Here is a 25,551-nt window from a genome sequence, read left to right on the forward strand (position 1 = left end):
ACCCCACCTCGACGTACGGTCTTGTCGACTCTACCTGCGCGGACGAGCATCGGACCCACCGCGGAACAAGCAACTCCGACCAGTACACGAAGGGGCATACGATGTCCGAGCAGTCCACCCGTTCGGTCTCCGTGATCGGTCTCGGCCCGATGGGCCAGGCGATGGTCCGGGCCTTCCTCGCCGCCGGTGTCGAGGTGACCGTGTGGAACCGCAGCGCCGCCAAGATCGACGCGATGGTCGCGCTCGGCGCGCGGCGCGCCGCCACGGTCGCCGAGGCGCTGGACGCCAACCAGGTCACCGTGCTGAGCCTGACCCACTACGCCGCCATGTACGACGTGCTCGGCCAGGCGCTCGACCACCTGCCGGGCAAGACGGTGGTCAACCTCTCGTCGGATTCGCCGGAGCACGCCCGCCAGGGCGCGGCGTGGGTTCGCGAACACGGCGCGCGCTTCCTCAACGGCGGGGTGATGTCGGCGGGTGACGACCTCACCCATCCGGCGTCCTACATCTTCTTCAGCGGGCCGCGCGAGGACTTCGACGCCGTGGCCGGCCTGCTGCGCCCGCTGAGCCCGCAGGAGTACCTGGGCACCGACGACGGGCTGGCCCAGCTGTTCTACCAGGGCCTGTTGACGATCTTCCATCCATGGCTGCTGGCGTTCGACCAGGCCACCGCGATGATCGCCAACGCCGGGCACGACATCGGCGCCTTCGTCGAGTACGCGGTGCGCTCCAACGCCGCCTTCCCGCACTTCATGCAGCAGATGTCGGCGGCGAACCAGCAGGGCGGCTGGGCGGACCTGGCGAGCCTGAAGATGATGGACGCGGGCGCGCAGCACGTCATCGACGCGAGCGAGGAGGTGGGCGTCGACGCCACCCTCGCCCACGCCGCACAGGCGTTCTGGCGCAAGGCCGTCGCGGCGAGCGAGGAGGCGGGGCAGCCGGTGTCGACCTACGCGCTGATGCGTGGCGGCGCGGCCTGAACGGCGTGGCGTGCGCGGCGAGACCCGAACCGTGGCCGCCCGAGCCGGGAAGTCTACCGGCTCAGGCGGTTTCGGCGCCGAGGCGTGGAAACGGCGTCGTGGAGAAGACGACCTCGACGGCCACCTCGAAGTAGGCCGCGATGCGCAGCGCCAGGTGCAGGCTGGGGCTGTACTCGCCGCGTTCGAGGTAGCCGATGGTCTGATAGTGCACGCCGAGCGCCTCGGCCAGCTCGCGGCGGGAGATGCCGCGCTCGGCGCGCAGCATCGCGATCCGGTTGTAGATGACCTCAGTAGGCACGCTGCATAGCCTTCTCCCGCCGGGCGGCGACGCTGGAACCGGACTCCCGGCGCGCCATCCTACGCAGCAGCACCGGCGCCACGACGAGCCCGACGGCCGACCAGGCGCCGAGCACCGCCACGGTTGCCGGCCACCGCCACGAACCGCCGAGTTCCACCGCGGCGGCGGCGTCGGGCAGCATCGCCGCGCGCATGCCGAGGCCGAGCCAGTACACCGGGAAGCACTGCGCCAACCCCTGCACCCAGCCCGGCATCGCGGTGATCGGGTAGAAGATGCCCGACACCGCGACCAGGCCCATGATCGGCATGGAGGCGAACCCGACGCCGCGGGGGCTGGTGAACAGCGAACCGATGATCGCCCCGATCGGCAAGGTGGCCAGCATGCCGAGCAGGACGACACCCGCCAGCGCGAACCAGGCTCCGGCAGAGTCCAATTCGACTCCGCCGACCATGAACATCCCCGGGAGGAGCACCACCACGAACGGAACCAGCACCCAGCCGGACACGAGCACGATCTTGCCGACCAGGTAGCCGACCATTCCGTTGGGCGTGGCCTTGGCCCGCAGCAGCGTGCCGTCCTCGCGTTCGGTCGCCAGCAGCTGCGACATGCCGAACATGCCGTTGAAGGCCACCAGCATGCCCAGGATGCTCGGCAAAGCCAGCGCGCCCAACCCGAAGCCGCTCGACTCGAAGGTCGCGTCGCGCATGAAATAGAGCACGACGAGCATGATCACCGGCCAGAACAACATGCCGAACAGGTCCTGCCCGTTGGTCAGTGACTGCCGGAACTCGATGCCGCCGCGCGCGAGCCCCGCGCGCACGGCCACGCTGGTCGGATTCATCGCCGTACCTCCTCCAGGGTGCGCACCTCGTCGGTGAGGTCGCCGGATTCGAACTGCCGCACCAGGGTCATGTAGGTGTCCTCGAGCGAGGCGCGGCGGACCTCGAGCTCGCGGATCCGGTCGCCGTGCTGGATGAACAGGTCGTGCACGAACTCGGTGGACTCGGCGGTGGTGTGCACGAAGCGCTGGCCGTCGCGGGTCCAGCGCACCTCGGCCTCGCCCGCGATGCGGCGGGAGAGCTCGTCGGCCGAGCCGTCGGCGATGATCCGCCCGCCGGCCAGGATCAGGATGCGGTCGGCCAGCTTCTCGGCCTCGTCGAGGTCGTGGGTGGTGAGCAGGATGGCGGTCTGTTGGTCGTCGGCGAGGCGGTGCACCAGGTCGTGGAACTCCCGCCGGGCCTGCGGGTCGAAACCGGCGGTCGGCTCGTCCAGGAACAGCAGCTCCGGTCGGCCGACGATGCCGATCGCCACGTCCAGCCTGCGGCGCTGACCGCCCGACAGTGCCATGATCTTGCGGTCGGCCTGCTCGCCCAACCCCACGAGATCGACGAGTTCGTCGACGTCCCAGGGCTTCTTGCGGCGTTCGGTGCTGTAGGGGGCGTAGTAGGAGCCGAGGTGGGCGAGCAGTTCACGCACCCGCCACTTGCCGTGATCGCGCCAGGACTGCAACACCACCCCGATCCGCGACCGCCACTGCTCACCGCCCTCGGCCGGGTCGGTGCCCAGCACCGACACCCGGCCCGCCGAGCGCATCCGGAACCCTTCGAGGATCTCGATGGTGGTGGATTTGCCCGCTCCGTTGGGGCCCAGCAGCGTGAGTACCTCACCGTGGTGCGCGCGGAAGGTGACATCGCGCAGCACCTCGGTCGTCCCGTAGCGCATGCGCAGGTTCTCGACATCGATGACTATTCCGTCGCCCACGGTCATGGCGGTCCCTCCCGTTGTAGTGAGCGGATCGCTCGTAGCATATCTACTACATTCCGCAGCAGCAATGCGGTTTCGGCGGAGGCGGCGTTGACATGCAGCCGAATGGCTGCCTAAACTATTCATGCAGCCGAACGGCTGCCTATGTTGGATCGGTGAGCATGGACGAGGTTTTCAAGGCGCTGGCCGACCCCGGCAGGCGCCGGCTGCTGGACAGCTTGAACGCCCGCAACGGGCAGACGTTGCGCGAGCTGTGCGCGGAACTGGACATGGCGCGCCAGTCGGTGAGCAAGCATCTGGCCGTGCTCGAGGCGGCCAATCTGATCACCACCCGCCGCCGCGGTCGCGAGAAGCTGCACTACCTCAACGCCGAGCCGATCAACGCCATCGCCGACCGCTGGATCAACCGCTACCACCGCGGGCGCGTCGAGGCGCTCGCCGACCTGAAGCACGCACTGGAGGCACTTCCCATGAGCGACAACGCGTTCGTCTACACCACCTACATCAAGACCACGCCCGAGCAGCTCTGGCGGGCGCTCACCGACCCCGCCTTCACCAGCCGGTACTGGGGAGTGAGTTTCGATTCCGACTGGCGCACCGGCTCGCCCGTGGTGTGGCGGCAACGCGGATGGGTAGGCAAGGATCCCGAGCAGGTGGTCCTCGAATCCGACCCCTATCGCAAGCTGTCCTACACCTGGCACACCATCGACGAAGCGTTCGGCGCCGAATTCGGGCTCTCCGGTGCGGAATTGGCGCAGTGGGCCGCCGAGCCGCGCTCGAAGGTCAGCTTCGAACTCGAGCCGCAGGGCGAGGTGGTGAAGCTGACCGTGGTGCACGACGGCTTCGCGCCGGGCAGCCGGGTGCTCGAAGGGGTCAGCGGCGGCTGGCCCGCCATTCTGGCCGCTCTGAAGACGCTGCTCGAGACCGGGGAGGTGCTGTCCATCGGCTGACGGCCGGGAAAACAGTGAGCACTGCTCTTGACGGGGCCGGAGCGGCGGTGAATACTGGTCTCAACAGAGAGCACTGCTCACAAAGGAGTCGACATGACCACCGCCACCCGCTACCTCGCCCCCACCGGCCTCGACACCGTGTTCAACCGGATCATGCCGTGGCTGCCGCGGCTGGGCATCGACCTGATGGGTGCCCGCATGCTCGCCGTGCGCGGCCGCACCAGCGGGCAGTGGCGCACCACGATCGTCAACCTGCTCGAGGACGAGACGGGTGCGCGGTATCTGGTGGCCCCGCGCGGACGCACCCAGTGGGTGCGCAACCTGCGGGTGGCCGGTGGCGGCGAACTGCGGCTGGGCCGCACGGTCGAGCCGTTCGTCGCCGCCGAGGTCGACGACGCGGACAAGACACCGATCCTGCGGCTGTATCTGCGCAAGTGGGGCTGGGAGGTCGGCCGGTTCTTCGAGGGCGTCACCAAGGATTCCAGCGACGCCGAATTGGCGGCCATCGCACCGGGATTCCCGGTCTTCCGAATCCAGGAAACTTCGGCGGCCTGACCCGCCGGGCGGGCAAACGGCCTACCGGGTGGCGAGGAATTCGATCGCCGCGGCGTAACCCTGGATTCCCATTCCGGCGATCACCGCCGTCGCGATCGGGGAAATGTAGGAGTGGTGCCGGAATTCCTCGCGCGCATGCACATTGCTGATGTGCACCTCCACGATCGGCACCTCCGGAATCACCAACGCGTCCCGCAGGGCCACCGAGGTGTGCGTGAGTCCACCCGGATTGACGACAATGGCCGATGTCGCCCCGCGTGCCTCGTGGATCCGATCGATCAGCGCGCCTTCGTGATTGGACTGGAAGGCGGTGATCGTGCGGTCGAACCGCGCCGCCGTCCGCTCGCACAGCGCGACGACGTCGTCGAGGGTGTCCGCGCCGTACACCTCGGGCTGGCGGGTGCCGAGCATGTTCAGATTCGGTCCGTTGAGAACCAGGATCGGGGCGATGCGGTCGGCCATGTGCTCACCCTAGCCGCACCGCATCGCCGTCGACGCCGCAGCGCTCACAACCCCTTCGGGCCCTCCGAACGCAGATCCTCGACCTTGCGCATGGCACTGCGCAGTTCCGCCAGCCACTCCTCGGCATGTTTGCCGGCCAGTCGCACGGTCCAGGCCAGCGCGTCGGAACGGGACCGGGCCACGCCCGCGTCCACCAGCGTGTCGAGCACCTTGCGCTCGGGCTGGCGCAGCCGGGTCATCACCGGGACCGACAACTGGGTGAACATGATCCGCTCGCCCTCGACCGTCACACCCCAGGCGACCCGCCTGCCGTAGCGGTGCTGGGCCTCGTTGGCGATCTGCATCCGGGCAGGCCGGGTGCTCTCGCGGAACCGGGCGACCGCGCCCTCCTTGGTGGCCTCCGGGACGGCCGCGGTCGTCGCCTCCCCCGCTTCGTCGCCGGACGATTCGGGTCGTGGCAAGGGGAGCTCGCCGACGACCACGATCTCGTCGCGGTCGATCTCGATCTCCGGCGGACCCGTGAACCAGTCGCTCGGCAATCGACCGGCGAACCAGTCCGGCGCATCCGCCGGGTCGGGCAGGTCGGCCTGCTGCCACCCGCCCGGTCGTCCGAATCCCCGTCCGTGTCGCATAGGGCTCACCCGCTCACTTCTGCTTTCGTTGTTACAGTGATTACAATGTTACGCCGCAAGGGCGCGGCGCGGTTCTGCTCAGCGTGAACAGGCACGGTGGCGGCCCGGCTCCCCTCGCGCCGCGCGGCCCGGTACGGTGGCTGCGCGGGTTATCGGCTTGTGACCGGAACGCCGACCATGATCGACCACTCGAGCCCGGGTATTCGGGCACAATTGGGTAGCTGAGCATGGGTAACGCCCCGGTCACCGGGGCGTCGCGGGCAGATCCTTTTCAGGTACGGTGGTCTTGTTGCTGGAGTGACAAGAGTGAAGAGTGGGCGACATGGATGTGTGGGGATCCCGCCGCTTTCGCGTCCGGGGCGCATTGGCACTCGCGGGGGTGGCGGCTGTGGTGCTGGCCTCGGGTGCGTGCGGCGTCCGCGCGGAAGCGACTGAGCCCGAAGCGCTCGTCGACCGTTTCACCGAACTGCTCGACGAGCAGGACTACCGCAAGGCCGCGGAACTCACCTCCTACCCGAACGCGGCGTCGGCAACGATGCAGCAAATGTTCGAGGGATTGCAGCCCGGCACCGTCGACTACGAGAAGACGCAATTCATCGGCCTGGATTCCGAGTCCGCCATTTTCAGCATGGACGTCGACTGGAACTTCGGCGAGAACAAGAACTGGGGCTACAGCCTGCAGGGCACCGTCCGCAAGCTGGCGATCGGCTGGCGGATCTCCTGGGAGCCCGCCCTGGTGCTGCCGGAACTCCAGGGCAACCGCACGGTGAAGCTGGTGCGCACGATGCCCTCCCCGCCGCCGCGGGTGGTCGACATCGTCGGCGAGCCGCTGATGCACGAGCAGATCATCAACGTGATCAAGCTCGACCCGACGAAGATGCCCGATCCGGTCGCGTCCACCAACGCGCTGGCCGAGGCGATCGAGCCGGTCGCCCCGCTGATCACCGGGCCGAGCCTGATGCAGCAGCTCGCCACCGCACAGGGCAAGCCGATCGTCGCGGTGAACCTGCGCGAGGGCGACTTCGCGATCCTCGAGCCGCGGATGGCCCCCATCCCCGGCGTGGTGATGGAGAAGCAGCCGCGGCTGATCTCCTCCGACCGCCGGGTCTGGTCGCCGATGCTCGACGCACTGCGCAAGGTGTGGCAGGACAGTCAGGACCAGCACGCGGGCTGGGGCGTCCAGGTGTTCGAGCCGGACGGCCGGTTCATCCGGCAGGTCGCCGGCCACCAGGGCCCGCCCGGACCCGACATCGCCGCGACGATGGATCAGCGGCTACAGCGCGCCGCCGAGGACGCGGTCGTCAGCGTCGGCACGCCCGCCTCCATCGTGGCGATCCAGCCGTCCAGCGGCGCGGTCGTCGCGGTCGCGCAGAACAGCCAGGCCAGCGAGCACGGGCCGGTCGCGTTCACCGGGCTCTACCCCGTCGGTGGCGCGGTCGAGCTGCTGCGCTCGGTGGCGGCGCTGGACAAGAACAAGGCGCCCCAGGACGTCACCGTGCAGGAGGCCGCCGAGGCCGCGGGCAGGCTCGGCATCGGGGTCGACTTCCAGGTGCCGGGTCTGGACGAGGTGACCGGGCGGCTCGCCATCGGCGGTCGCGGTGCCGAACAGGTCCGCCAGGGCGGAGCCACCGACGCGGTGCTGGCCAGCCCGTTCGGCATGGCCATCGCGGCCGCGGCCATCGCGCGCGGCGAGGTGCCCGCACCCGCCATCGAGCGCGACCGGCCGGGCAGCACGGACGCTCAACTCACGCCGCTGGGCGGACCGGTGACCGACCGGCTGCGCACCATGTTGCAGGAGGCGATGGCGAGCCCCGAGCTGGCGCCGCTGCGCCCCTACCCGGTCATCGCCTACGCCGCCACCGCGGGGTCGGACGGCTGGCTCGTCGCCAACATGGGAGATTTGGCCTTCGCGATCCACATCGACGAGGCCGACAGCGGCAACGCCACCGCTCGGATGGCCGCGCGCATGCTCCAGTCCCTGGCCCAGCCCGAGACCCCCTGACCGGTGGTCAGGTGAGTGCCGAGACGGCCGCTCGCCAGCCGATCAGGAACAGCGCGAGCACTGTGCCCGCCACCAGGACGAAGCTCGGCGCCGTGCCCTGCCCGGCGACCACCCGCAGCAGCATTCCGCCGACCAGCGTGCCCGCCCACACCAGCACCGCGGTCGGCCACACCGCCGTCGGCACGAACGGCACCCGACGCTGCCTGCTCACCAGCACCGCGAGCAACCAGCCGAGCGCCAGCCCGACCGCGAACGGCCACAGCGTCTTCGCCAGGCCCGCGAGCACCGCCTCGTCGTGACTGCGCCGCCCGATGGCGCAGAACAGGGCCACCAGGACCACGTCGACCACGACCGCCAACACCACTTTCCGCACGGGGTCAGCGTAGTGGCGGCCCGGCCGGGCTCGGCTCGGGCGGGGCTCAGCCGCGCCGCCCGGCCTCGAATTCCTTCTCGAATTCGGCGTCGTCGGCCTGCGGGGTGCGGAACAGGAAGGCGAAGACGATCCAGCCGACGATCGCCACCAGCACGAAACTGACCATCCGATACACGAAGGCCGCGGCCACCGCCTGCGCCGCGGGCAACCCGGCCGCCGCGGTGAGCCCGTAGATGAGGGTGGCGTCGACGTAGACGATGCCACCCGGCGCGAACGGGATCGAGCCGACGGCCTTGCCCGCGCTGAACGCGATCAGCAAGCCCGCGATCTTCGGGTCGGCACCCACCGCGTAACAGGCCGCACCGAGGCAGGCCACATCGGCGAGGCGGTGCACCAGTGCCCAGACCGTCACCCAGGCGCCGTCCCCGGTGCCGAGGTCGACCGATTCCAGCTGGGCCAGCAGGTCGCGCACCTTGGTCGTCCCGTGCTCGCGCGGCTGCTTGCGGATCCGGTTGACCACCCCGAGCACGCGGCGGACCAGGGCCTCCAGTCCGCCGGGGTGGTCGGAGAGGTGGTTGCCCGCCCACACCAGCACCACCACCGCGGCCAGCGTGAGGAGCAGTTTCACCGGACCCACCCGCTCGCCGACCAGCAGCGCGCCACCCACGGCCAGCAGCGCCAGCCCGGCCGCGGAGATCACCCCGGAGATCACCAGCTGCCAGGAGGCCACCATCGGGCTCGCGCCCCAACGGCGGGTCTGCCGGTAGGTGAAGGCGGTGGAGAAGACCTGGCCGGCGGGCAACGTCACCGACATGGCGGTGGCGCCGTAGACGACGGCGACCGAGCGGCGCTGACTCACCGCGACCCCGCCCGCGCGCAACAGTTGTTTCTGCACCCGGCCGAAACCGCTCATCGACAGGGCCTGCAGGAGGACGCAGGCGGCCAGGAAGCCCCAGTGCATCTCGGTGAGGCTGCGCCAGGACTCGTGCAGCCGGGGCCAGAGATAGACCCCCTCCCCGACGAGCAAGGCGATCAGCGCGACGCCGAGTACCCAGCGCACCCAGCGGAACCGGCGGCTCGGCGAGGGCGCCGCCGGAGCGGGTCCGCGCGCCGAGTCCCCGTTGGCCGTCACCCGGTCAGCCTAACGAACGCGCCGTTTCGCCGTCCGTCTCCGCCGGCGCGGTCACGCTGTCCTTCGGCCAGGCCAGCTGCGTCTTGCGGCGTCTGCCGCGCAGCTGGACCTCCTCCCCGGTGATCCACAGCCGCTGCTCGGCCTCCTCGGCGAAGTACAGCGCGCTGCCCGAACCGAGCACCCGGCCGGGATGGTCCTTGGCGAGTTCGGTGAGCCGGGATGCCTCGTTGACCGGGTCGCCGATGACGGTGTACTCGAACCGGTTGGCCGCGCCGATGTTGCCGGCGACCGCCAGGCCCGCCGACACCCCGATGCCGATGTCGAGTCCGGGCACCTCGCGCAGTGCCTCGCGCAGTTCCCTGGCCGCGGCCAGCGCGGCGGTCGGCGCGTCGGGCCGGTCCAGCGGGGCGCCGAAGATCGCCAGCGCCGCGTCGCCCACGAACTTGTTGACGAAGCCGTGGTGGCGGTCGATGACGTCGACGACGATCCGGAAGAACTCGTTGAGCAGGCTGACGACCTCGGTCGGTGGATGCTCGGCGGCGGTGGCGGTGGAGCCGACCATGTCGACGAACAGCACCGCCACGAACCGGGTCTCCCCGCCCAGCTCGGTGCCGTAGTCGAGGGCGCGCTGGGCGACCTCCTCGCCGACGTGCTGGCCGAACAGCTCCTGCAACTGCCTGCGCTTGGCGGCCTCCTCCATCATGCGGTTGAAACCGACCTGCAGCAGCCCGATCTCGCTGCCGTCGAACACCTCCACCTGGACGTCGCGGGCGCCCTCCTGCACCCGGTCGATGGCCTGGCTGAGCTGGCGCACCGGATCGGAGATGCTGGAGGCGGTGAGCATCGACAGCGCCAGCGCCTGCATGATGACCACCCCGCACAGCAGCAGGATCGAGATGGCCAGCGACTGCGCGGAGAACTTCACGTCCGAGGAGATCTGGGTGACGCACAGCAGCACGATCGCGATGGTCGGGGCGAACGTGCCCATGCCCCAGGTCATCGCCATCCTGGTGCCGACGCCCGGGGTGAGGGTGTGGTCGAAGGTGCCCTCGGTGAGCGCCTGCGCGGCGACCGGGCGCAGGATGCGCTCGCCGAGCATGTAGGTGAAGCCGAACACGATGGTCGCGGCCATGCACAGCGTGACGATCACCGCGCCGGCCAGTCTGGGCGATTCGGAGATGATCAGCGAGGCCAGCACCGCGCCGCCGAACAGCCACAGCACCAGGTGCAGGATCGCCTGCCGCAGCGGCGCGTGCAGGGCGGCCATCTGCTCCTGCCTGCTCGGCGGACCGCCGCGCATCTGCCACCGCATCACCGGACGCAACATCAGGGCCGAGGCGGCCAGGCTCAGCAGCCCACCGGTGACGAAGACCAGGCCGGGGACGAGCAGGCCGGTGCGCCTGGCATCGGCCACCTCGCCTTCCGGAACGGGGAGCCCGTATTGCAGGAACGCCCACACCAGAACCGCGCCGAAGGCGTTGGCCAACAGCATCGATGTCAGGTACAGCGGCCAGCGCGTTCGCATGGTCTGTTTGACCGCTTCCAGGGGCGCCGACACGCTCACCAATCTAGCGTTTCGATCATGTGCGCATGTTCGCGGCGGTGACCGGCCATTAGGCTCACCGAGGTGAGCGACCCCGAGGACGATGCGCCGCGCAGCGCCGCGGACGCCGTGCACCCGATCGTCCGCCAGAGCGCGGAGTGGGCATGGCGGCTGCTCGTCGTCTTCGCGGCCGTGCTCGCCGTGGCGATGCTGGTGCAGAAGCTGGCCACCGTGGTCATCCCGATGGCCATCGCGCTGCTCGCGGCCGCGTTGCTCGCGCCACTGGTGGACTTGATGCAGCGGCTCGGCGTGCCGCGCTGGATCGGGGTGTTCGTCTCACTGGTCGGTTCGCTCGGACTGGTCGCGGGCATCATGACCTTCGTCGTCGAGCAGTTCGTGGCCGGCGTGCCGCAGCTGTCCGACGAGGTCACCGCCAGCATCCACAAGATCCAGGACTGGCTGATCAACGGCCCACCGCACCTGAGCGACGAACAGATCCGCAACGCGGGCGACGCCCTGGTCAAGGCCATCCAGTCCAATCAGGACAGCGTCACCAGCGGTGCACTCACCACCGCCACGGTGATCGGGCACATCCTCACCGGTACCTTCCTGACGCTGTTCATCCTCATCTTCTTCCTCTACAGCGGCGACCAGATCTGGGAGTTCGTCACCCGGATCGTGCCGACCAAGCACCGCGAGCGGGTGCGGCTGGCCGGTGAACTCGGGTTCGGCACGCTGGTCGGCTTCGTGCGGGCCACGGTCGCGGTCGCGGCGGTGGACGCGATCGGCATCGGCGCGGGTCTGGCGATCCTGGGGGTGCCGCTGGCGCTGCCGCTGGCCTCGCTGGTGTTCATCAGCGCGTTCATCCCGATCATCGGTGCGTTCCTGGCCGGCTTCATCGCGGTGTTCATCGCCCTGGTCACCAAGGGCCTGGTGACGGCGCTGATCGTGCTCGGCATCATCATCGCCGTCATGCAGCTGGAAAGCCATGTGCTGCAACCGCTGCTGCTCGGGCGCGCGGTGAGCATCCACCCGCTGGCGGTGGTGCTGGCCATCGCGGCCGGCCTGGTGCTCGGCGGGATCGCGGGCGGTCTGCTCGCGGTGCCGTTCGTGGCGGTGATGAACACCGCGATCCGTTCGCTGCTGGCCGAGAGCCCCGAGGAAGCCTACGGCGAGCTGCTCGGCGGCGAACCCAAGCTGTATTCGGCCGAGCCGGACAAACCCGATCTCGGCCGGTTCGACGTGGCCGCGACGCTGGCCGGGGAGTCCATGCGCCCGGACAGCCCGCTGCGCGGCCGACCGGCGGCGGCTCAGGACGAGGGGACCACCGATGAGCCGGATCCCGCCCGGTGAGCTGAGCGCCGACGACGCCGCCACCGTTCCGCTGTGGCGGGCGGTACAGGCCTTCCGGCTGGTGACCCTGCTGTATGCGATCGGCCAGCAGATCGCCTCGGTCCCCTACTACCACAACCAGCGGCTGAGCTGGGTGTTCATCGCGCTGATGGTGGTCTGGTCGGGTGCGTCGGCGCTGCTGCTCTCGCAGTGGCGCAGCACCGGTATGGCGCGGGTGCGGGCCGGGGTGGTGGTCGGCGACCACGTGGTGGTGATCGGGTTGATCGCGGCGACCCGGCTGGTCGCCGACTACGACTGGTACCACGGCCACCAGACCCTGCCGACCACCATGTGGGCGGCCAACGCGGTGATCTCGGCGGCCATCCTGCGCGGGTGGGGGCTCGGCATCGCCTCCGGGCTGCTGATCTCGGCGGTGATCATCACCGTGCGCGAGCAGTGGGGGCAGGACGTGTGGACCGACGCCACCGCGCCGGTGCTGGTCTCGGTCGGCCTTGCGCTCGGCCTGGCCGCCGACACCGCCCGCCGCGCCCAGGACCAGCTGCGCCGGGCGGTGCGGCTGACCGCGGCCGCCGAGGAACGGGAGCGGCTGGCCCGCGAGGTGCACGACGGGGTGCTGCAGGTGCTCAGCTACATCAAGCGTCGCGGCGCCGAGATCGGCGGGCCCACCGAGGAGTTGGCGCAGCGGGCCGGTGAACAGGAGGTCGCGCTGCGGGTGCTGATCTCCGAGCAGGGCGGCCGGGAGGACGCCGGAGGCAGCGAGGTGGACCTGCGTCCCCTGCTGACGGCGCACGCCACCCCGACGGTGTTCGTGTCCACGCCCGGCGAGCCGGTGCGGGTCGGGCGCTGGGTCGCGGGTGAGATCGCCGCCGCCGTCGCCACCGCGCTCGCCAACGTCGACCTGCACGCCGGACCCGACGCGAAAGCCTATGTGCTGCTGGAGGACACCGGTGCGGAGCTGATCGTCAGCGTGCGCGACGACGGCGTCGGCATCCCGCCGGGACGGCTGGCCGAGGCGGAAGCCGAAGGGCGGATGGGTGTGTCGCGTTCCATCGTCGGCCGCATCGCGGCGCTGGGCGGGCAGGCCGAACTGCTCAGCGACGGCGGGGACGGCGAGGGCGTGGAATGGGAGTTCCGGGTGCCGCGCGGCTGAGCCCGGCTCTGGCACGATGAACAGGCGGGAGAGGAGTGCGATGACCGAGGACGCTGCCCCCGGGACCATCACGGTGATGGTGGTCGACGACCACCCGATGTGGCGCGACGGCGTGTCCCGCGACCTGGGCGAAGCCGGGTTCACGGTGGCCGCCACCGCCGACGGGGTGGGCTCGGCCACCCGGCGGGCGGCCGCGGTGCGACCCACCGTGGTGCTGATGGACATGCAGTTGCCCGACGGCAACGGCGCCCAGGCCACCGCCGAGGTGCTGCGCGTCTCGCCGGACAGCCGGGTGCTCGTGCTCTCGGCCTCCGCCGAACGCGACGACGTGCTCGAAGCCATCAAGGCGGGCGCCTCCGGCTACCTGGTCAAGAGCGCCTCGGCCGCGGAACTGATCGAGGCGGTGCGCGCCACCGCCGCCGGACAGCCGGTGTTCACTCCCGGCCTGGCGGGCCTGGTGCTGGGCGAATACCGCCGGATGGCCAGTGCCCCGGCCCGTCCCGACGAACCGCACCGGCCCGCGCTGACCGAGCGCGAGACCGAGGTGCTGCGCATGGTGGCGAAAGGACTGTCCGCCAAACAGATCGCGGCCCGGCTCGGCCTGAGCCACCGCACCGTGGAAAACCACGTGCAGGCCACACTGCGCAAACTGCAACTGGCGAACCGGGTGGAACTGACCCGCTACGCGATCGAGCAGGGGCTCGAATAGCGGTCTCGCCGCGGGTCGGGGGGCGAATCAGGGATCGCCCTGATGCCGTGCGCGCGGGGTCGTCGGTAACCTCGATGGCATGGGCGGCCCCGAATCGGTATCCAAAGACGTCGGCTCCGGTCAGCCGGTGGGCGACCGGGACCTGCGCGTGTCCGATGCCGAACGCGAGCACGTCGGCGAATTGCTACAGCGGGCCGTCGGCCTCGGCATGCTCTCGCTCGGCGAGTTCACCGAACGCATGGACACCGCCCTGGCCGCCAAGACCCGCGGCGAACTCAACTCGGTGCTCATCGATCTGCCCGGCGTGCGGCTGGTCGGCCAGCCCGCCGCCCCCGCCACCGGGTTCGTCAACACGAGCGCGCCCTACCAGCCGCCCGTCGCCCCGCCCGGCACCAACCACGGCGCGGTGATCCGCAGCCGCCTGTCCGGGGTCAACCGGCGCGGCCCCTGGCACGTGCCGCCGACCCTGCACCTGAACAACTGGTTGTCCTCGGTCACCCTGGATTTCACCGAAGCGGTGATGGCGACCCAGGTGGTCGAGGTGGTGATGGACGATTTCTGCAGCTCGCTCACCCTGGTGGTGCCCGCCGAGGCGACCGTCGACCTCAACTCCCTCGACCTCGTCGGCTCCAGCGTCAACAACAAGGTCCGCACCGGCCCGCCGCTGGGCCCCCTGCACCTGGTGGTCCGCGGCCGGGTCCGCTTCGGCTCGGTGACAGCCAAGCGCCCCCTGATCGCCCACTGGCGCAAACTGATGGGGCACTGACGCAAACCGATGGGGCACTGAGCCGTTCGGGGCCGTTCGGGCCGTTTCAGGTGTTGACGCCGAGGCGGCGGGCGAACGCGCGCAGCGGGACCCTGCGGTCGTTGTCGAGTAGTTCCGAGACGATGTGGCGGGGCAGGGACTGGTATTTCATCCAGTCCGGGCCGCCCACCCGCTCGGCGGCGAGCAGCGCGTCCAGGGCGCGCTGATACTGGCCGGTCCGGGTCCAGGCCACCGCGGTGTCGGCCAGATGCCGGGCCCGTGACGCCTGCGGCAGGCCGGCGCCCGCGGGCATCTGCGTCGCCGCGGCCAGCGCTTCGGGGTACCGCTCCGCCGAGACGTTCACGTCGACGGTCTGCATGACGACCTGCGACGGGCCGAAATAGGTTTCGTAGTCCTGCCGGTCGGCACCGATCCGCAACGCCACCTCGCTCGCGGACTCCAGCAGCGCCAGCGCCTCGGGCACCTGCTGCGCCCGGCCCGCGGCGGTCGCGCCCTGCAACACCAGCGACCCGTAGGCGGCCAGGTGCGCCGGGCCGACCTCACCGGCGGGCTCGAGTTCCGTCGCCGCGCGCAAGGCCACCCCGCGCGATTCCGCGTAGCGGCCCTGCACCAGCAGCTGCCAGGCGATCGAGCCGCGAATGGTGGCCAGCAGCAGCGGATCGTCGCCGTGCTCGGCCGCGGCGAGTGCCTGCCGCACCGCCAGGAACGCCGGGTCGGTCTGCCCGAGATGCACCAGCGTGCAGCCGGTCACCCAGTACATCCGCGCCAGCAGTTCGTTGGCCGGGGCGAGCGCGCCGTTGTTGGCGGCGTGCACGGTGGCGCGCAACTGGGTCAGGCCCGCGGGCAGGATGGAGGTGAGCAGTTCGTAGCGGCCCGACCAGTAGGCGCCCCAGGCGTATTCGACGGTGCGGCGGCCGTCGTCGAGCGTCACGGCGGCCTCCTCGGGCACGGTGCCGAGCAGGTCGTCGACCGGGGTGAGGGCGCGGCGGACGGCGACGATGCCGGCATCCGGATTGCCGGAGGGAATGCCGTGCCGGTTGCCGATGAGGTCGGCGATGTCGACATCGAGGGCGCGGGCGATCTTCTGCAGGCTCGCGATCGAAGCCGTCTGCCTGCCGCCCTGCTCGAGTTTGCGCACCAGATCGACGCTCACCCCGGCCAGGTCCGCCAGCTGACGCTGGGTGAGCGCCTTCCCCCGGAAACGTCGGATGCGCACGCCGATCGATGAATCGTCCATGACCTCGAGTCCTCGTGTTACATCTGCGTTTCAGGGTACCGACGGTAGGCGTCGCTGTTCACGAGAAGTGGGACATTACGTACGACTCGACGCCCGCCGGTTGGAATACCGTTGCCTTTCCGCAACTTTGAGAAGGCCCACGCTGTAAAGGCCGGTTTGAGAAGGCAGGGCGGCGATGACCACGATGCCGAATACCACCGCACCGCAGGCACTCCTCGAAATCCGTGCGCACCACCCGCGCGCACGCGCCGTGATCGGGCGACTACCGGCGCCGATCCGTCACTCGCACACCACCACCGTCTGAGGAGCCGCGCGATGTTCGAACGCTGTCACACCCCCCACGAAGCCGCTCTGGTGCTGCGACATCGGTACGGGTTGCCCGTCCAGCTGCTGGCGGGCCGACCCGTCGTCACCACGGGCAGCGTGCTTGGCGCCCTGGTCATGCCGCCCGCGCTCGGCCGCGACGTGCTGGTCACGCTCGCGACTCCGTTCCCGGTGCCGGTCGTCGCCGACCCCGGCGAACGCACCTGGACCTTCCTCGTCACCCCGCCCAGCCCCGCCGCGCCGGTCGACGTGCGCGTGCGCCGCGGGCTGGCCGAGCACCAGGTGACCGTCGTGCCCGGCGGGCGTCACGTGCTGCTGCCCACCACCGATTCGCCGCGCGGCCGGCACTGGGTGGGCGAACCCGACCCCGAGGTGCTGCGCATGCCCGCCCGCTCCTCGGTGATCGAGGCCGTGCACCGGGTGACCTCGCTGCCCGCGGCCTCCCGCTGAGCGGCGGCCTCCCCGGGTAGATGTCCCGCGCCCGCCCGGGTGTTTCTACTCATGTCCGGGCCCGCCGGGCGATCGACCATGAGTGCCATGACTGGTTCGATCGACCCGGCGCTGGTCTCCCGCCTCTCCGGTGAGTTCACCGCGCTGGGAACACGGATGGGCGCCCTCGGGCGCGACTTGGAAGTTCTGCACCGGCAGGTGCTGGCCGGCGCGCCCGCGGCGGGCTCGTCGTCGGGCGGTGCCACCCGCGTGGTCGGGGACGTACCGCCGCCGGGATCGCCTACGGCCGGTGGCCGAGATGCGTCGACCGGGCCTGCCGCACCGGTTCCGGCGCCACCCTCGGCCGCGCACCCCACGGCGCCGCCGGCCGTTCCGGGGACGGGGAGCACGCCCGAGGGGTGGTCGTCGAGCTCCGTCGAGCCGGGTGGGTCGCCGTCGACCGGCGCGGTCGACGCGGCGATGGCGCCGGATTCCTCGGAGGACGGGACCGCGTCGCCGTCCGGTTGGGCCGAGCAGGGTGCCGTGCCGCCGAGGGATGCTGCCCAGCGCGGGGTGGTGCCATCGTCCGGCCGGGCCGAGCAGGTCGCGGTGCCGCCGAGGGAAGCGAGGGGGCCCGGGGCGGTGCCACCGTCGGGGTGGGGCGTGCCTGCCGCGGTGCCGCCGGTGGGCCCGGCCGGTCACTGGTCCGTGCCGCCGCCGGGTTGGGCCGGGCCGGGTGCGGTGCCGCGGCGGGCTCCGCGGGCGGGGAGCGGCGCGCCGCCCAGGGGCACCGCCGCGGCGTGGATGCCGAAGGGCGCCGGTGCGCCCGGCGACCCGGTGCCGTCGGCGGGCGGTGCCGGCGGGCGCGCGGTCGCGACGGGGCCGGTCGCGGCGGGCGCGGGATACCACCGGTGCGGGCCGGGGTGATCGGCGACGGCACGCCGTGGTGGCAGCGGGACGGTGTGATCAGCCGGATCCTGGCGGTGGCCGGGGTGGCGGTGACCCTGATCGGTGTGGTGATGCTGCTGGTGTTGGCGGCCCAGGCCGGGCTGTTCGGTCCGGTGCCGAGAGTGGTGGCCGGAGCGGTGTTCTCGGCCGCGCTGGTGGGTGCCGGTGTCCGCGTCTTCGGGCGGGCCGGTGGCCGGGTCGGCGGCATCGCGTTGGCGGCGACGGGTATCGCGGGCGCCTATCTGGACGTGGTCGCGGTGACGGCGATCTACGACTGGCTGCATCCGGTGCCCGGATTCGCGGTGGCGTTCGCGGTGGCCGCGTGCGGCGTGGCACTGGCGGTGCGGTGGCAGTCGCAGCCGTTGGCGGTACTCGTGGTCGCGGGTGCGGCGCTCGCGGCACCGTTCGTGACGGTGCAGCCGGTGCTGCTGGTGTTCCTGATCGCGTTGCAGGCGGCCTGCCTGCCGGTGCACCTCCAGCGGGACTGGCCGTTCCTGCACGTGGTGCGCACGTCGCCCGCGGTGGTCGCGATCACCGTGTTCGTCGCGGTGGAGGTGATCTCGTCGCAGAGCGGCCGTGGCGGCGCCCTGATCGCCGCCGCGGTGGCCGTGGCGGTGATCGGCTCGGTCGGCACGCTCGTGGTGGTCCGCGCCCGGCCCGCCGACCTCACGGCGAGCCTGGCGCTGGCCGCCGCCGCGACACCGCTGTTGATCGCCGTGCCCGCCCTGCTCGAACGCCGCACCGCGGTGCCCACCGCCCTCGCCTACGCGGCGGTGCTGCTGGCGGTGGCGTTCGCGTATCTGCTGCCGAGAGTGCGTGCGGCCGTGCGCATCCCGAATCACACCGCGGTCGTCGCGGCCGTCGCCGGTGCGCTGGCGCTGCTGGAAGCCTGTGTGGCCGGGACGGATTCGGCGACCTTGCCGATCGCGCTGTTCCTGGTGGCGCTGGGCTTCCTCGGGGTCGCCGGGCAACAGCGGTCGCGGGTCGCGGTGGTCATCGGCGCCGCGTTCGGTGTGCTGGGCGGGCTGGCCCTGCTCGCCGACGCGTCGCCGGAAACGCTTGCCTCGCAGCACTTCGCACAGCAACGGCTGGGAACGGCGAGCGCACTGGCCGCCGTCGCCGGACTCGGCGTTCTGGCCCTGCTCGTGTGGAGTCTGCGCCGCATCGCGGGCGAGCGCCGCGGCGAGGACGAGGTGGTCGGGGTGGGGGCGAGTGTGGCGGCGCTCTACCTGGTGACCGTCGCGGCGGTGTCGATCGGCGTCGCGGCGGGCGGCCGCGACGGTTTCGTCGCCGGGCACAGCGTCGCGACGATCCTGTGGATGGGCGCCGCGACCGCCGCGCTGCTGTACGGCTTGCGCAAACTGGCGACCTCCGGTGCGGTGGCGAAGGTGGCGCTCGGGTCCGGCCTGCTGCTCACCGGCGCCGCGCTGGCCAAGCTGTTCCTGTTCGACCTGGCCACCCTCGACGGTTTCGTCCGGGTGGGCGCCTTCCTCGCCGTCGGCGTGCTGCTGCTGCTCACCGGCACCCGCTACGCCCGCGCCTTCGCCGAGGCGGGCGAACGCGCGAGCACCGCAGCACCGGAGGATCCCGCGGGCGGACCTACTCCTCGTCCTGGCGACGAAGCAGTTCGTTGACGCTCACCGACCGGCCGTCACCACTGTGGTGGCGGCCTTCGTCGCCGCCGGTGCTCCGGCGGCGCGAGGACCGCAACTCGGCCATCCAGTTCTCGATGCTGGTCCGGTTGTCCTCCGGCGCCTCGCCGTGTTCGGCTACCGGATCGCCGGCCGGCGTCGCGGCGGCACCCTGCGGGTCCGGTCCGTTCGGAACATGGCGAGGTCCATTCGGCGCGGGCGACGGTCCGTTCGGTACCGGCGGTGGTGGCTCCGCCGCCGGTCTGTGCCCGTGCGCCGCCGGGAGCGTGCCCGGGGTACCCGGATCTGCCGGTCCTCCCGGCGCAACCGACGGCCCGCCCCGCATCCCGGGCTCGTCCGGAACCCGCGAAGGTCCGCCCGGCGCCCCGGCGGCCGGCCCGTTCGGTCTACCCGGCGTGCCGGCGAATCCACTCGGCCCGTCAGCGGGTCCGCTCGGCGCTCGATGCGGCCCGTGTCCGCCCTGGACCGGTCCGCTCGGAACAGCCGCACCACCCGCGCCGGGCGGACCGACCGGCCGTGCGGGTCGCGGCGGCGCCTGCGGACGGGTCGGCTCGCCCACGGAGGCACCCGGCGCACGCGGCGGCGCTGGCCGGGCACCGGGCAGCGGCGCGCCGCCCCCGGCCTGCGGCGATGCCGGTCCACCCGGGTGGGGCGGCTGCGCCGAAGGGCCGGGTTCCGGTTCCGGCGGTGCGGAGCGACCGGGCTGCGGTCGGCTCGGCAGCGGGCGTCCGAGCCCGGGCACCGACGACTGACCGCTCGGGCCCGCGGGCTTCCCCGGGTGACCGGGCTGCTTCGGCCCGGTCGCGGGCTGGTCCACCGAGGGCACCGCTTGGAACGCCGACCCGGCCTGGAACGGCGAGGCGGGACCGGGCCGACCCGGCCGCGCACCCTCCTGGCCGGGCTGCGGATGCGCCCGCGGCCGGGTCGGGTCGGGCGCGACCGGCATGGCGGTGCGGGGGCGCGGCGGCGTCTTGCCCGCCTTGGCCCGCGCCTCCGGCAGGTCCTCGATGCGCTGCGTCGGCGCCTCGGCCTCGATCTCCTCGATGGTGCGCACCCGCCGCGGCGACTTGCGCTGCTTCTCCTCCGGCATGGCAGGCATCTGCATGGTGACCGGGTCGGTGACCGGGGTGGTCTTCACCAGATCGACCACTTCGCCGCCGCCGGGGCGCTCGTCGTCGAGGATCGGCTCGCCGAGGCCGATCCTCTCCTGGATGCGCTTCATCCAGGCGGGCGCCCACCAGCAGTCGTCGCCGAGCAGTTTCATGGTCGCGGGGACCAGCAGCATGCGCAGGATCGTCGCGTCGATGAACAGCGCCGCGATCAGGCCGTACGCGATGTACTGCATCATCACCAGGTCGGAGAACGCGAACGCGCCGACGACCACGAGCAGGATGAGCGCCGCCGCGGTGATGATGCGGCCGGTGTGCGCGGTGCCCGCGCGCACCGCCTCCGTGGTCGAGGCGCCCATGCTGCGCGCCTCGACCATGCGAGACAGCAGGAACACCTCGTAGTCGGTGGACAGGCCGTAGATCACCGCGATGATCAGCACCAGCACCGGCGACATGATCGGTTGCGGCGTGAAGTTCAGCAGGCCCGACCCGTGCCCGTCGACGAAGATCCAGGTCAGGATGCCCAGCGTGGAGCCGAGGCCGAGCGCGCTCATCAAGGCGGCCTTGATCGGCAGCACCAGCGAGCCGAAGGTGAGGAACATCAGCAGCGTGGTGACGAACAGCACCAGCGCGATCATCAACGGCATGCGTTCGAGCAGGGCGTCGATGCTGTCCTTCTGGATCGTCGGCTGCCCGCCGACGTAGAGCTGTACCGAGTCGGGCACGTCCATCGACCGCAGATAGTCGATGGTCGGGTTGGCGTTCTCGGAGTCCTCGAGTGTCGCGCTGGTGCGGTAGACGTCGGGCTGGGTGGTGGAGCGGCTGGGCACCTCGAAACTGCCGACCAGGCCCGGCGCCTCGCTGGCCTGCTTCCACACCGCGCCGACGGCGGCGCTGTCCTCGGAGACCATCACCAGCTGCACCGGGTCGGTCTTCTTCAGCGGGAAGACCTCGTAGAAGTTCTCCAGCGCGACGCGGGTCTTGTTGTCCGGCGGCAGGTAGCGCTCGTTGATGCCGCCGAAGGCCAGGTTCTTCACCGGGATGATCAACAGCAGCAGCACGATGCAGATCGGCACCGCGATCTTGAGCGGATGCCGCATCACCCACTGGGTGGTCTTGCCCCAGAAACCGTTCTCCACCTCTTCGGCGGTCTTGGTCTTGCGGAAGCGCTTGAGGCCCAGCATGTCCACGCGCGGGCCGAGCACGCCGAGCATGGCGGGCAGGATGGTGATCGCGGTCAGCGCGGCCAGGGTGACCGTGGCGATGGTGCCGTAGGCGACCGATTTCAGGAAGCCCTGCGGGAACAGCAGCATGCCGCCGAGGCTGGCCACGATCATGGTGGCCGAGAACACGACGGTGCGCCCGGCCGTCATCACCGAGCGGCGCACGGCCGCGGGAGTGTCGTAGCCCTCGGCCAGTTCCTCGCGGAAGCGGCTGACGATGAACAGGCCGTAGTCGATCGCCAGGCCGAGGCCGATCATGGAGACGACGCCGCCGACGAAGGAGTTCACCTCGGTGAACTTCGTCAACGCCATGATGATGCCGTTGGCGCCGATGACGGTGAGGCCACCGACCACCAGTGGCAGGCCCGCCGCGACCAGGCCGCCGAAGATGAAGAACAGCAGCACCGCGACGGCGGGGATGGCCAGCAGCTCCATGCGCTTCTGGTCGCTGGCCATGGTGTCGTTGAGGGTGCCCGCCACCGCCTGCAGGCCGGTGACCTGCACGTCGACGCCCGGAATGTAGAAGACGTCCTTCACTTTCCGGTAGTTGCGCACCATGTCGGTGTCGTTGTCGCCGACGATGGCGATGGAGGCGAAGGTGTACTTCTTGTCCTTGGACCCGAAGGTCAGCGGCACGCCGGGACCGGTCTCGGTCTGCCAGTAGGCGCCGTTGACCTTGTCGATCTCGTCCGGGTGCTCCCGGGGCAGCCGGTTGAGACTGTCGACGATCTTGTCCCGGAACTCCGGGTCGTCGATCGTCTTGCCCTCCGGCGCGGTGTAGAGCACGATCACATCGCTGGTGTGATCGCGGCCGAACGCCTCGTCGGCGATGCGCGCGGCCTGCGCGGACTCGGAGGTGGGATCGTCCCACCCGCTGGAGCTGAGATGGTTCTCGAGGCCGAAGCCGTAGCCGCCGAGCGCCAGGAGGGCCGCGGCGACGATGCCGATGACGGCGAACCGAAACCGATAGACCAATTCGCCCCAGCGTGTGAACACTAAGCGACTCCTTGGGCGGGGCGAGAGGTGAGCAGTGCCGACAGCGGCCGGAACGGCTGCAGCCAGGCACCCTCGTCGGGCAGCGAGTCGAGGCTCACCCGGGGCAGCGGTTCACGGAACACGCCGGGGATGTCCTCGAGGTCGATGAACTCGAGGGTATCGGATGTCACCGCCCAGCTCGCATGCTCACGGAACCCGAGCACCTGCACCGGCACCCCGCGCGCGGCCAGCCGCTCGAGCGGCTCGCGGAAGGCCTGGCCGTCGGCGGAGGCGACCATGATCCCGGCCAGCCCGGCGCCGCGGCTGCGCAGCTCGATGTGGGCGAGCATGTCGGCGTCGACGTCGGAATCCTCGTCGATCTTGGGCTTGGCGAACACCGCGTAGCCGACGTTGCGCAGTGCCTCGACCCAGGGCCGCACCACGTCGGCGGTGCCCGGGGCGATGTTGGTGAAGACCGTGGCCTCCGGCTCGATCCGGGAGCTGCTCCCGGCGGAGAGTTCGGCGGTGCGAGCGAGCAGCCAGCGGCCGAGCGCGTCGAAGCGGGGCCGGTAGGCGGCGGTGGGGCGGCCGCCGAGGATGGCGCCGAGGCCCATGTCGAGGTTCGGTGCGTCCCAGACCAGCAGCACCCGCCGCACGTCCGGTGTGGCGCCGCCGAGCCCCTCGGCGACGGTTCCCTGCACCTCCCCCGCAACACCCACGGCCTGCTCGGCCATCTCACTGACGCTCATCATTCGATCTTGCCCCAAACGAACTCGGTGATGGCGCTTCCCGCTCGATGTGCCTTGTCCTCGAATTTCGTGACGGGGCGGTCCAGACCGATCGGCGCGAGCGCACGGGCGCGCTCGTCGTCGCCGCCGGTGGCCTCGTTCAGGCCGACGAGCAGCGGTTCCGCCGCGCCGACCGCGGCGATGTGCTCGGCGTAACCGGCGTGGTCGGTCGCCACGTGCAGGACGCCGCCGGGGCGCAGCCTGCCCGCGATCAGCGCGACGGTGGCCGGCTGCAACAGCCGCCGCTTGTGGTGGCGGGCCTTGGGCCACGGGTCGGGGAAGAACACCCGGACCCCGGTCAGCGACTCCGCAGCAATCATGTGTTCCAGTACGTCGACCGCGTCGCCGCGCAGCAGCCGGATGTTGTCGATGCCGTCGCGCTCGATCCGCTGCACCAGCTGCGCGAGGCCCGGCTGGTACACCTCGATGCCGATCAGGTTGACGTGCGGTTCGGCCGCGGCCATCGCGGCGGTCGCGGTGCCGGTGCCGCAGCCGATCTCGATCACCAGCGGCGCCTGCCTGCCGAACCAGGCATCGGCGTCCAGCGGCTCGTCGCCGACCTCGCGGCCGATGCGCGGCCACATCCGATCCCAGGCGCCCTGCTGGTTGGGCGTCAGCGCGCCGCGGCGCGACCGGAAGCTGGTCACGCGCGGGTAGAGCCGGGAGCCGGTGGGGGATCGTCTGCCTGCTTCGAGCGGGGCCGATGCTGTGGACGGCCTGCCCGGAACCGACTCGACAGTGTGGTTGGCGGCGTCGTTCACGCCGTCCATTCTCCAGCATCGCCGCATCGACGCAGCAATCGAACCCCGCCGCCGTGCTCCAGCGGTGCTCAAGCGGCGCGTTCACCGACGATCCGCGGCGCCGTCGGCGACTCCTGGCGCAGCGGCCTGCCGAGCACCACCTTCACCGCCGTGGTCGCCATCTCCACCAGGCCGCGCAGGCCCGACGGGGAGGCCGCCACCGACCACACGGTGGTGTCGACGTCACCGGTGGTCGGTTCGCCCGCGAACCGGTCGGCCAGCCAGTTCAGGCTGACCGGGGCGGCCAGCGCCAGCATGGAGAAATGCTCGCTGAGCCGGTCGAGCACGTAGGTCACCTCGGCGCCGCCGCGGCGGTAGCGCGCCACCTGGCCGTTGATCTCGGCGACATGGATCACCTGGTCGTGCACCGGCTGCACGACCAGCAGCGGACAGGTGGGGGCGTTGCGGCCCAGCCGCAGGTCGTCGAACATCTCGACGAAGGCCGGGGTGGCGAGCAGCTCTTCGAGCGGGGTCGCGAGGAAGTCGTCGAACTTCTTGCCCGCCAGCCGCAGGATCGCGGCGGCCGGGGTGGCGCGCTCGGCGATGGCGACGAACCGGCGGCCCTCCTCGGTGAGTTCGTCGTCGATGACGCGGCCCAGCGCCGGGTAGAGCCTGCGCAGCGCGGCGATGACGATGGCGGGCAGGCCGGCGAAGTGCCCGCCGTTGAGCCGCACGAACACCTGGCCGGGGTCGCCGACCGGGGCGCCGAGGGCGGCGCCGACCAGGTTCAGTTCCGGCGCGTAGGTCGGCGCCATCTCGACCACCCAGGAACTGGCCATGCCGCCACCGGAGTAGCCCCACACCCCGATCCTGGCGTCGGGAGCCAGCCCGAGCGGGGCGAACCGCAACGCGGCGCGCAGGCCGTCGAGCACGCGGTAGCCGGGTTCGCGGGGCGCGCCGAAGTTGCCGTGCGGGCCCTCGTGGTCGGCGATGGAGACCGCCCAGCCGCGCCGCAGCGCGTTGGCGACCAGCAGCCATTCGATCTGGGTGACGGCGCCGAGGGCGTTGGCGCCACGGCGCAGCGCGTAGGAGGGGGCGCAGCGCTCGCTGACGGCGTCCATCGCGGTCTGGAAGGCCAGCAGCGGCCGGTCCTCGCCGGGTTCGGCGTCGGCGGGCAGCAGCACCGTGGTGACCGCCACTTCCGGGACGCCGTGCAGGTCGCAACTGCGGTAGAGCAGCTGCCAGGCCGAAACGCGCTGCGGCACAAGGCCGAACAGGGCCACCTCGACGCGGCGGCTGCGCAGCACGGTGCCCGCGGGCGCCGAGGCGAACCCGCGGGGCGGCCGATGGAAGGGATCGGCGCTCGGCAGCAGCGGCAGTGTCATCACAACCTCCTCGACCGGGCGGCGTCGTCGCCGGTGCCCGGCCATCAGAGCAGGGTAGGGGACACCGATTTA

At 71.3% G+C, this 25,551-nt stretch carries 23 protein-coding genes; 10 read left to right on the forward strand and 13 right to left on the reverse strand.

Features of this window, described 5'->3' with window-relative positions; genetic code table 11:
- The first annotated feature begins 101 nt into the window (after positions 1–101).
- Positions 102–980, forward strand: a complete 879-nt coding sequence (locus AMO33_RS21160; protein ID WP_011212039.1) for an NAD(P)-dependent oxidoreductase — start codon at positions 102–104, stop codon at positions 978–980.
- A 61-nt stretch (positions 981–1,041) separates the two neighbouring features.
- On the opposite strand, the gene AMO33_RS21165 is transcribed toward AMO33_RS21160, so the two are convergent.
- Genes AMO33_RS21165 through AMO33_RS21175 form a run of 3 tightly spaced genes read right to left on the reverse strand, consistent with a single transcriptional unit; the run spans position 1,042 to position 3,045 of the window.
- Entirely contained in the window at positions 1,042–1,245 is a 204-nt protein-coding gene (locus AMO33_RS21165) for a helix-turn-helix transcriptional regulator (protein WP_011212038.1), read from the reverse strand.
- A 22-nt stretch (positions 1,246–1,267) separates the two neighbouring features.
- A complete protein-coding gene (locus tag AMO33_RS21170; RefSeq protein WP_060593996.1) occupies positions 1,268–2,119 on the reverse strand; it encodes an ABC transporter permease in 852 nt (283 codons plus the stop codon).
- Positions 2,116–3,045: an ABC transporter ATP-binding protein gene (locus tag AMO33_RS21175; RefSeq protein WP_011212036.1), complete on the reverse strand. Its 930-nt coding sequence runs from the start codon at positions 3,043–3,045 to the stop codon at positions 2,116–2,118. The genes AMO33_RS21170 and AMO33_RS21175 overlap by 4 nt, the downstream gene beginning before the upstream one ends.
- Positions 3,046–3,203: 158 nt before the next feature.
- On the opposite strand from AMO33_RS21175, the gene AMO33_RS21180 reads away from it, so the two are divergent.
- Positions 3,204–3,992 carry an ArsR/SmtB family transcription factor gene (locus AMO33_RS21180; RefSeq protein WP_060593997.1) on the forward strand — a complete coding sequence of 263 codons (789 nt, stop codon included), beginning with the start codon at positions 3,204–3,206 and terminating at the stop codon, positions 3,990–3,992.
- 93 nt (positions 3,993–4,085) lie between these two features.
- The gene (locus AMO33_RS21185) at positions 4,086–4,547 is read left to right on the forward strand and encodes a nitroreductase/quinone reductase family protein (RefSeq protein WP_011212034.1); all 462 of its coding nucleotides are present in this window, start codon (positions 4,086–4,088) and stop codon (positions 4,545–4,547) included.
- Between the two features lie 21 nt (positions 4,548–4,568).
- On the opposite strand, the gene aroQ is transcribed toward AMO33_RS21185, so the two are convergent.
- Both aroQ and AMO33_RS21195 read right to left on the reverse strand, forming a co-directional pair.
- Positions 4,569–5,009 (reverse strand): type II 3-dehydroquinate dehydratase, encoded by a 441-nt coding sequence (gene aroQ, locus AMO33_RS21190; RefSeq protein WP_011212033.1) that lies wholly within the window; start codon positions 5,007–5,009, stop codon positions 4,569–4,571.
- A 44-nt stretch (positions 5,010–5,053) separates the two neighbouring features.
- Positions 5,054–5,641, reverse strand: coding sequence for a hypothetical protein (locus AMO33_RS21195; RefSeq protein WP_041560498.1), 588 nt, complete (start codon positions 5,639–5,641; stop codon positions 5,054–5,056).
- Between the two features lie 322 nt (positions 5,642–5,963).
- Here AMO33_RS21195 and AMO33_RS21200 point away from each other — a divergent pair, with 322 nt between their 5' ends.
- Positions 5,964–7,643 carry an NTF2-like N-terminal transpeptidase domain-containing protein gene (locus tag AMO33_RS21200; RefSeq protein ID WP_076573776.1) on the forward strand — a complete coding sequence of 560 codons (1,680 nt, stop codon included), beginning with the start codon at positions 5,964–5,966 and terminating at the stop codon, positions 7,641–7,643.
- Positions 7,644–7,650: 7 nt separating this feature from the next.
- Here AMO33_RS21200 and AMO33_RS21205 read toward each other — a convergent pair whose 3' ends face one another.
- The 3 genes from AMO33_RS21205 to AMO33_RS21215 are packed head-to-tail and all read right to left on the reverse strand — an operon-like array spanning position 7,651 to position 10,673.
- Positions 7,651–8,016: a DUF3054 domain-containing protein gene (locus AMO33_RS21205; RefSeq protein ID WP_060593999.1), complete on the reverse strand. Its 366-nt coding sequence runs from the start codon at positions 8,014–8,016 to the stop codon at positions 7,651–7,653.
- Positions 8,017–8,062: 46 nt separating this feature from the next.
- The gene (locus AMO33_RS21210; protein WP_060594000.1) at positions 8,063–9,148 is read right to left on the reverse strand and encodes a lysylphosphatidylglycerol synthase transmembrane domain-containing protein; all 1,086 of its coding nucleotides are present in this window, start codon (positions 9,146–9,148) and stop codon (positions 8,063–8,065) included.
- A gap of 4 nt (positions 9,149–9,152) precedes the next feature.
- A complete protein-coding gene (locus tag AMO33_RS21215) occupies positions 9,153–10,673 on the reverse strand; it encodes an adenylate/guanylate cyclase domain-containing protein (protein WP_170916156.1) in 1,521 nt (506 codons plus the stop codon).
- A gap of 102 nt (positions 10,674–10,775) precedes the next feature.
- On the opposite strand from AMO33_RS21215, the gene AMO33_RS21220 reads away from it, so the two are divergent.
- The 4 genes from AMO33_RS21220 (at position 10,776) to AMO33_RS21235 (ending at position 14,669) form a co-directional block, all read left to right on the forward strand.
- Complete coding sequence (locus tag AMO33_RS21220; RefSeq protein WP_011212027.1) at positions 10,776–12,044, forward strand: AI-2E family transporter; 1,269 nt, start codon at positions 10,776–10,778, stop codon at positions 12,042–12,044.
- A complete protein-coding gene (gene macS / locus AMO33_RS21225; RefSeq protein WP_050768187.1) occupies positions 12,022–13,194 on the forward strand; it encodes a MacS family sensor histidine kinase in 1,173 nt (390 codons plus the stop codon). Before AMO33_RS21220 ends, macS begins: the two co-directional genes overlap by 23 nt.
- A 40-nt stretch (positions 13,195–13,234) precedes the next feature.
- Positions 13,235–13,903, forward strand: a complete 669-nt coding sequence (locus tag AMO33_RS21230; protein WP_011212025.1) for a response regulator — start codon at positions 13,235–13,237, stop codon at positions 13,901–13,903.
- A gap of 127 nt (positions 13,904–14,030) precedes the next feature.
- Positions 14,031–14,669: a DUF1707 SHOCT-like domain-containing protein gene (locus tag AMO33_RS21235; RefSeq protein WP_086845663.1), complete on the forward strand. Its 639-nt coding sequence runs from the start codon at positions 14,031–14,033 to the stop codon at positions 14,667–14,669.
- 46 nt (positions 14,670–14,715) lie between these two features.
- Here AMO33_RS21235 and AMO33_RS21240 read toward each other — a convergent pair whose 3' ends face one another.
- On the reverse strand, positions 14,716–15,906 hold the full coding sequence (locus AMO33_RS21240) for a helix-turn-helix domain-containing protein (RefSeq protein ID WP_060594002.1): 1,191 nt from the start codon (positions 15,904–15,906) through the stop codon (positions 14,716–14,718).
- A 315-nt stretch (positions 15,907–16,221) separates the two neighbouring features.
- On the opposite strand from AMO33_RS21240, the gene AMO33_RS21245 reads away from it, so the two are divergent.
- Positions 16,222–16,680, forward strand: coding sequence for a hypothetical protein (locus tag AMO33_RS21245; RefSeq protein ID WP_060594003.1), 459 nt, complete (start codon positions 16,222–16,224; stop codon positions 16,678–16,680).
- 890 nt (positions 16,681–17,570) lie between these two features.
- Positions 17,571–19,241, forward strand: a complete 1,671-nt coding sequence (locus AMO33_RS21250; protein WP_261307350.1) for a DUF2339 domain-containing protein — start codon at positions 17,571–17,573, stop codon at positions 19,239–19,241.
- Here the strand turns inward: AMO33_RS21250 and AMO33_RS21255 are convergent.
- Genes AMO33_RS21255 through AMO33_RS21270 form a run of 4 tightly spaced genes read right to left on the reverse strand, consistent with a single transcriptional unit; the run spans position 19,207 to position 25,479 of the window.
- Positions 19,207–22,587, reverse strand: a complete 3,381-nt coding sequence (locus tag AMO33_RS21255; protein ID WP_060594004.1) for an MMPL family transporter — start codon at positions 22,585–22,587, stop codon at positions 19,207–19,209. The two genes, AMO33_RS21250 and AMO33_RS21255, sit on opposite strands and share 35 nt — an antisense overlap.
- Positions 22,587–23,315, reverse strand: coding sequence for an NYN domain-containing protein (locus AMO33_RS21260; RefSeq protein WP_098085824.1), 729 nt, complete (start codon positions 23,313–23,315; stop codon positions 22,587–22,589). The genes AMO33_RS21255 and AMO33_RS21260 overlap by 1 nt, the downstream gene beginning before the upstream one ends.
- Positions 23,315–24,124, reverse strand: coding sequence for a tRNA (guanosine(46)-N7)-methyltransferase TrmB (trmB, locus tag AMO33_RS21265; protein ID WP_060594005.1), 810 nt, complete (start codon positions 24,122–24,124; stop codon positions 23,315–23,317). Before trmB ends, AMO33_RS21260 begins: the two co-directional genes overlap by 1 nt.
- Positions 24,125–24,183: 59 nt before the next feature.
- Positions 24,184–25,479, reverse strand: coding sequence for a lipase family protein (locus tag AMO33_RS21270; protein WP_228792230.1), 1,296 nt, complete (start codon positions 25,477–25,479; stop codon positions 24,184–24,186).
- Between the last annotated feature and the right edge of the window lie 72 nt (positions 25,480–25,551).

Source organism: Nocardia farcinica (assembly GCF_001182745.1).
GTDB classification, from domain to species: domain Bacteria; phylum Actinomycetota; class Actinomycetes; order Mycobacteriales; family Mycobacteriaceae; genus Nocardia; species Nocardia farcinica.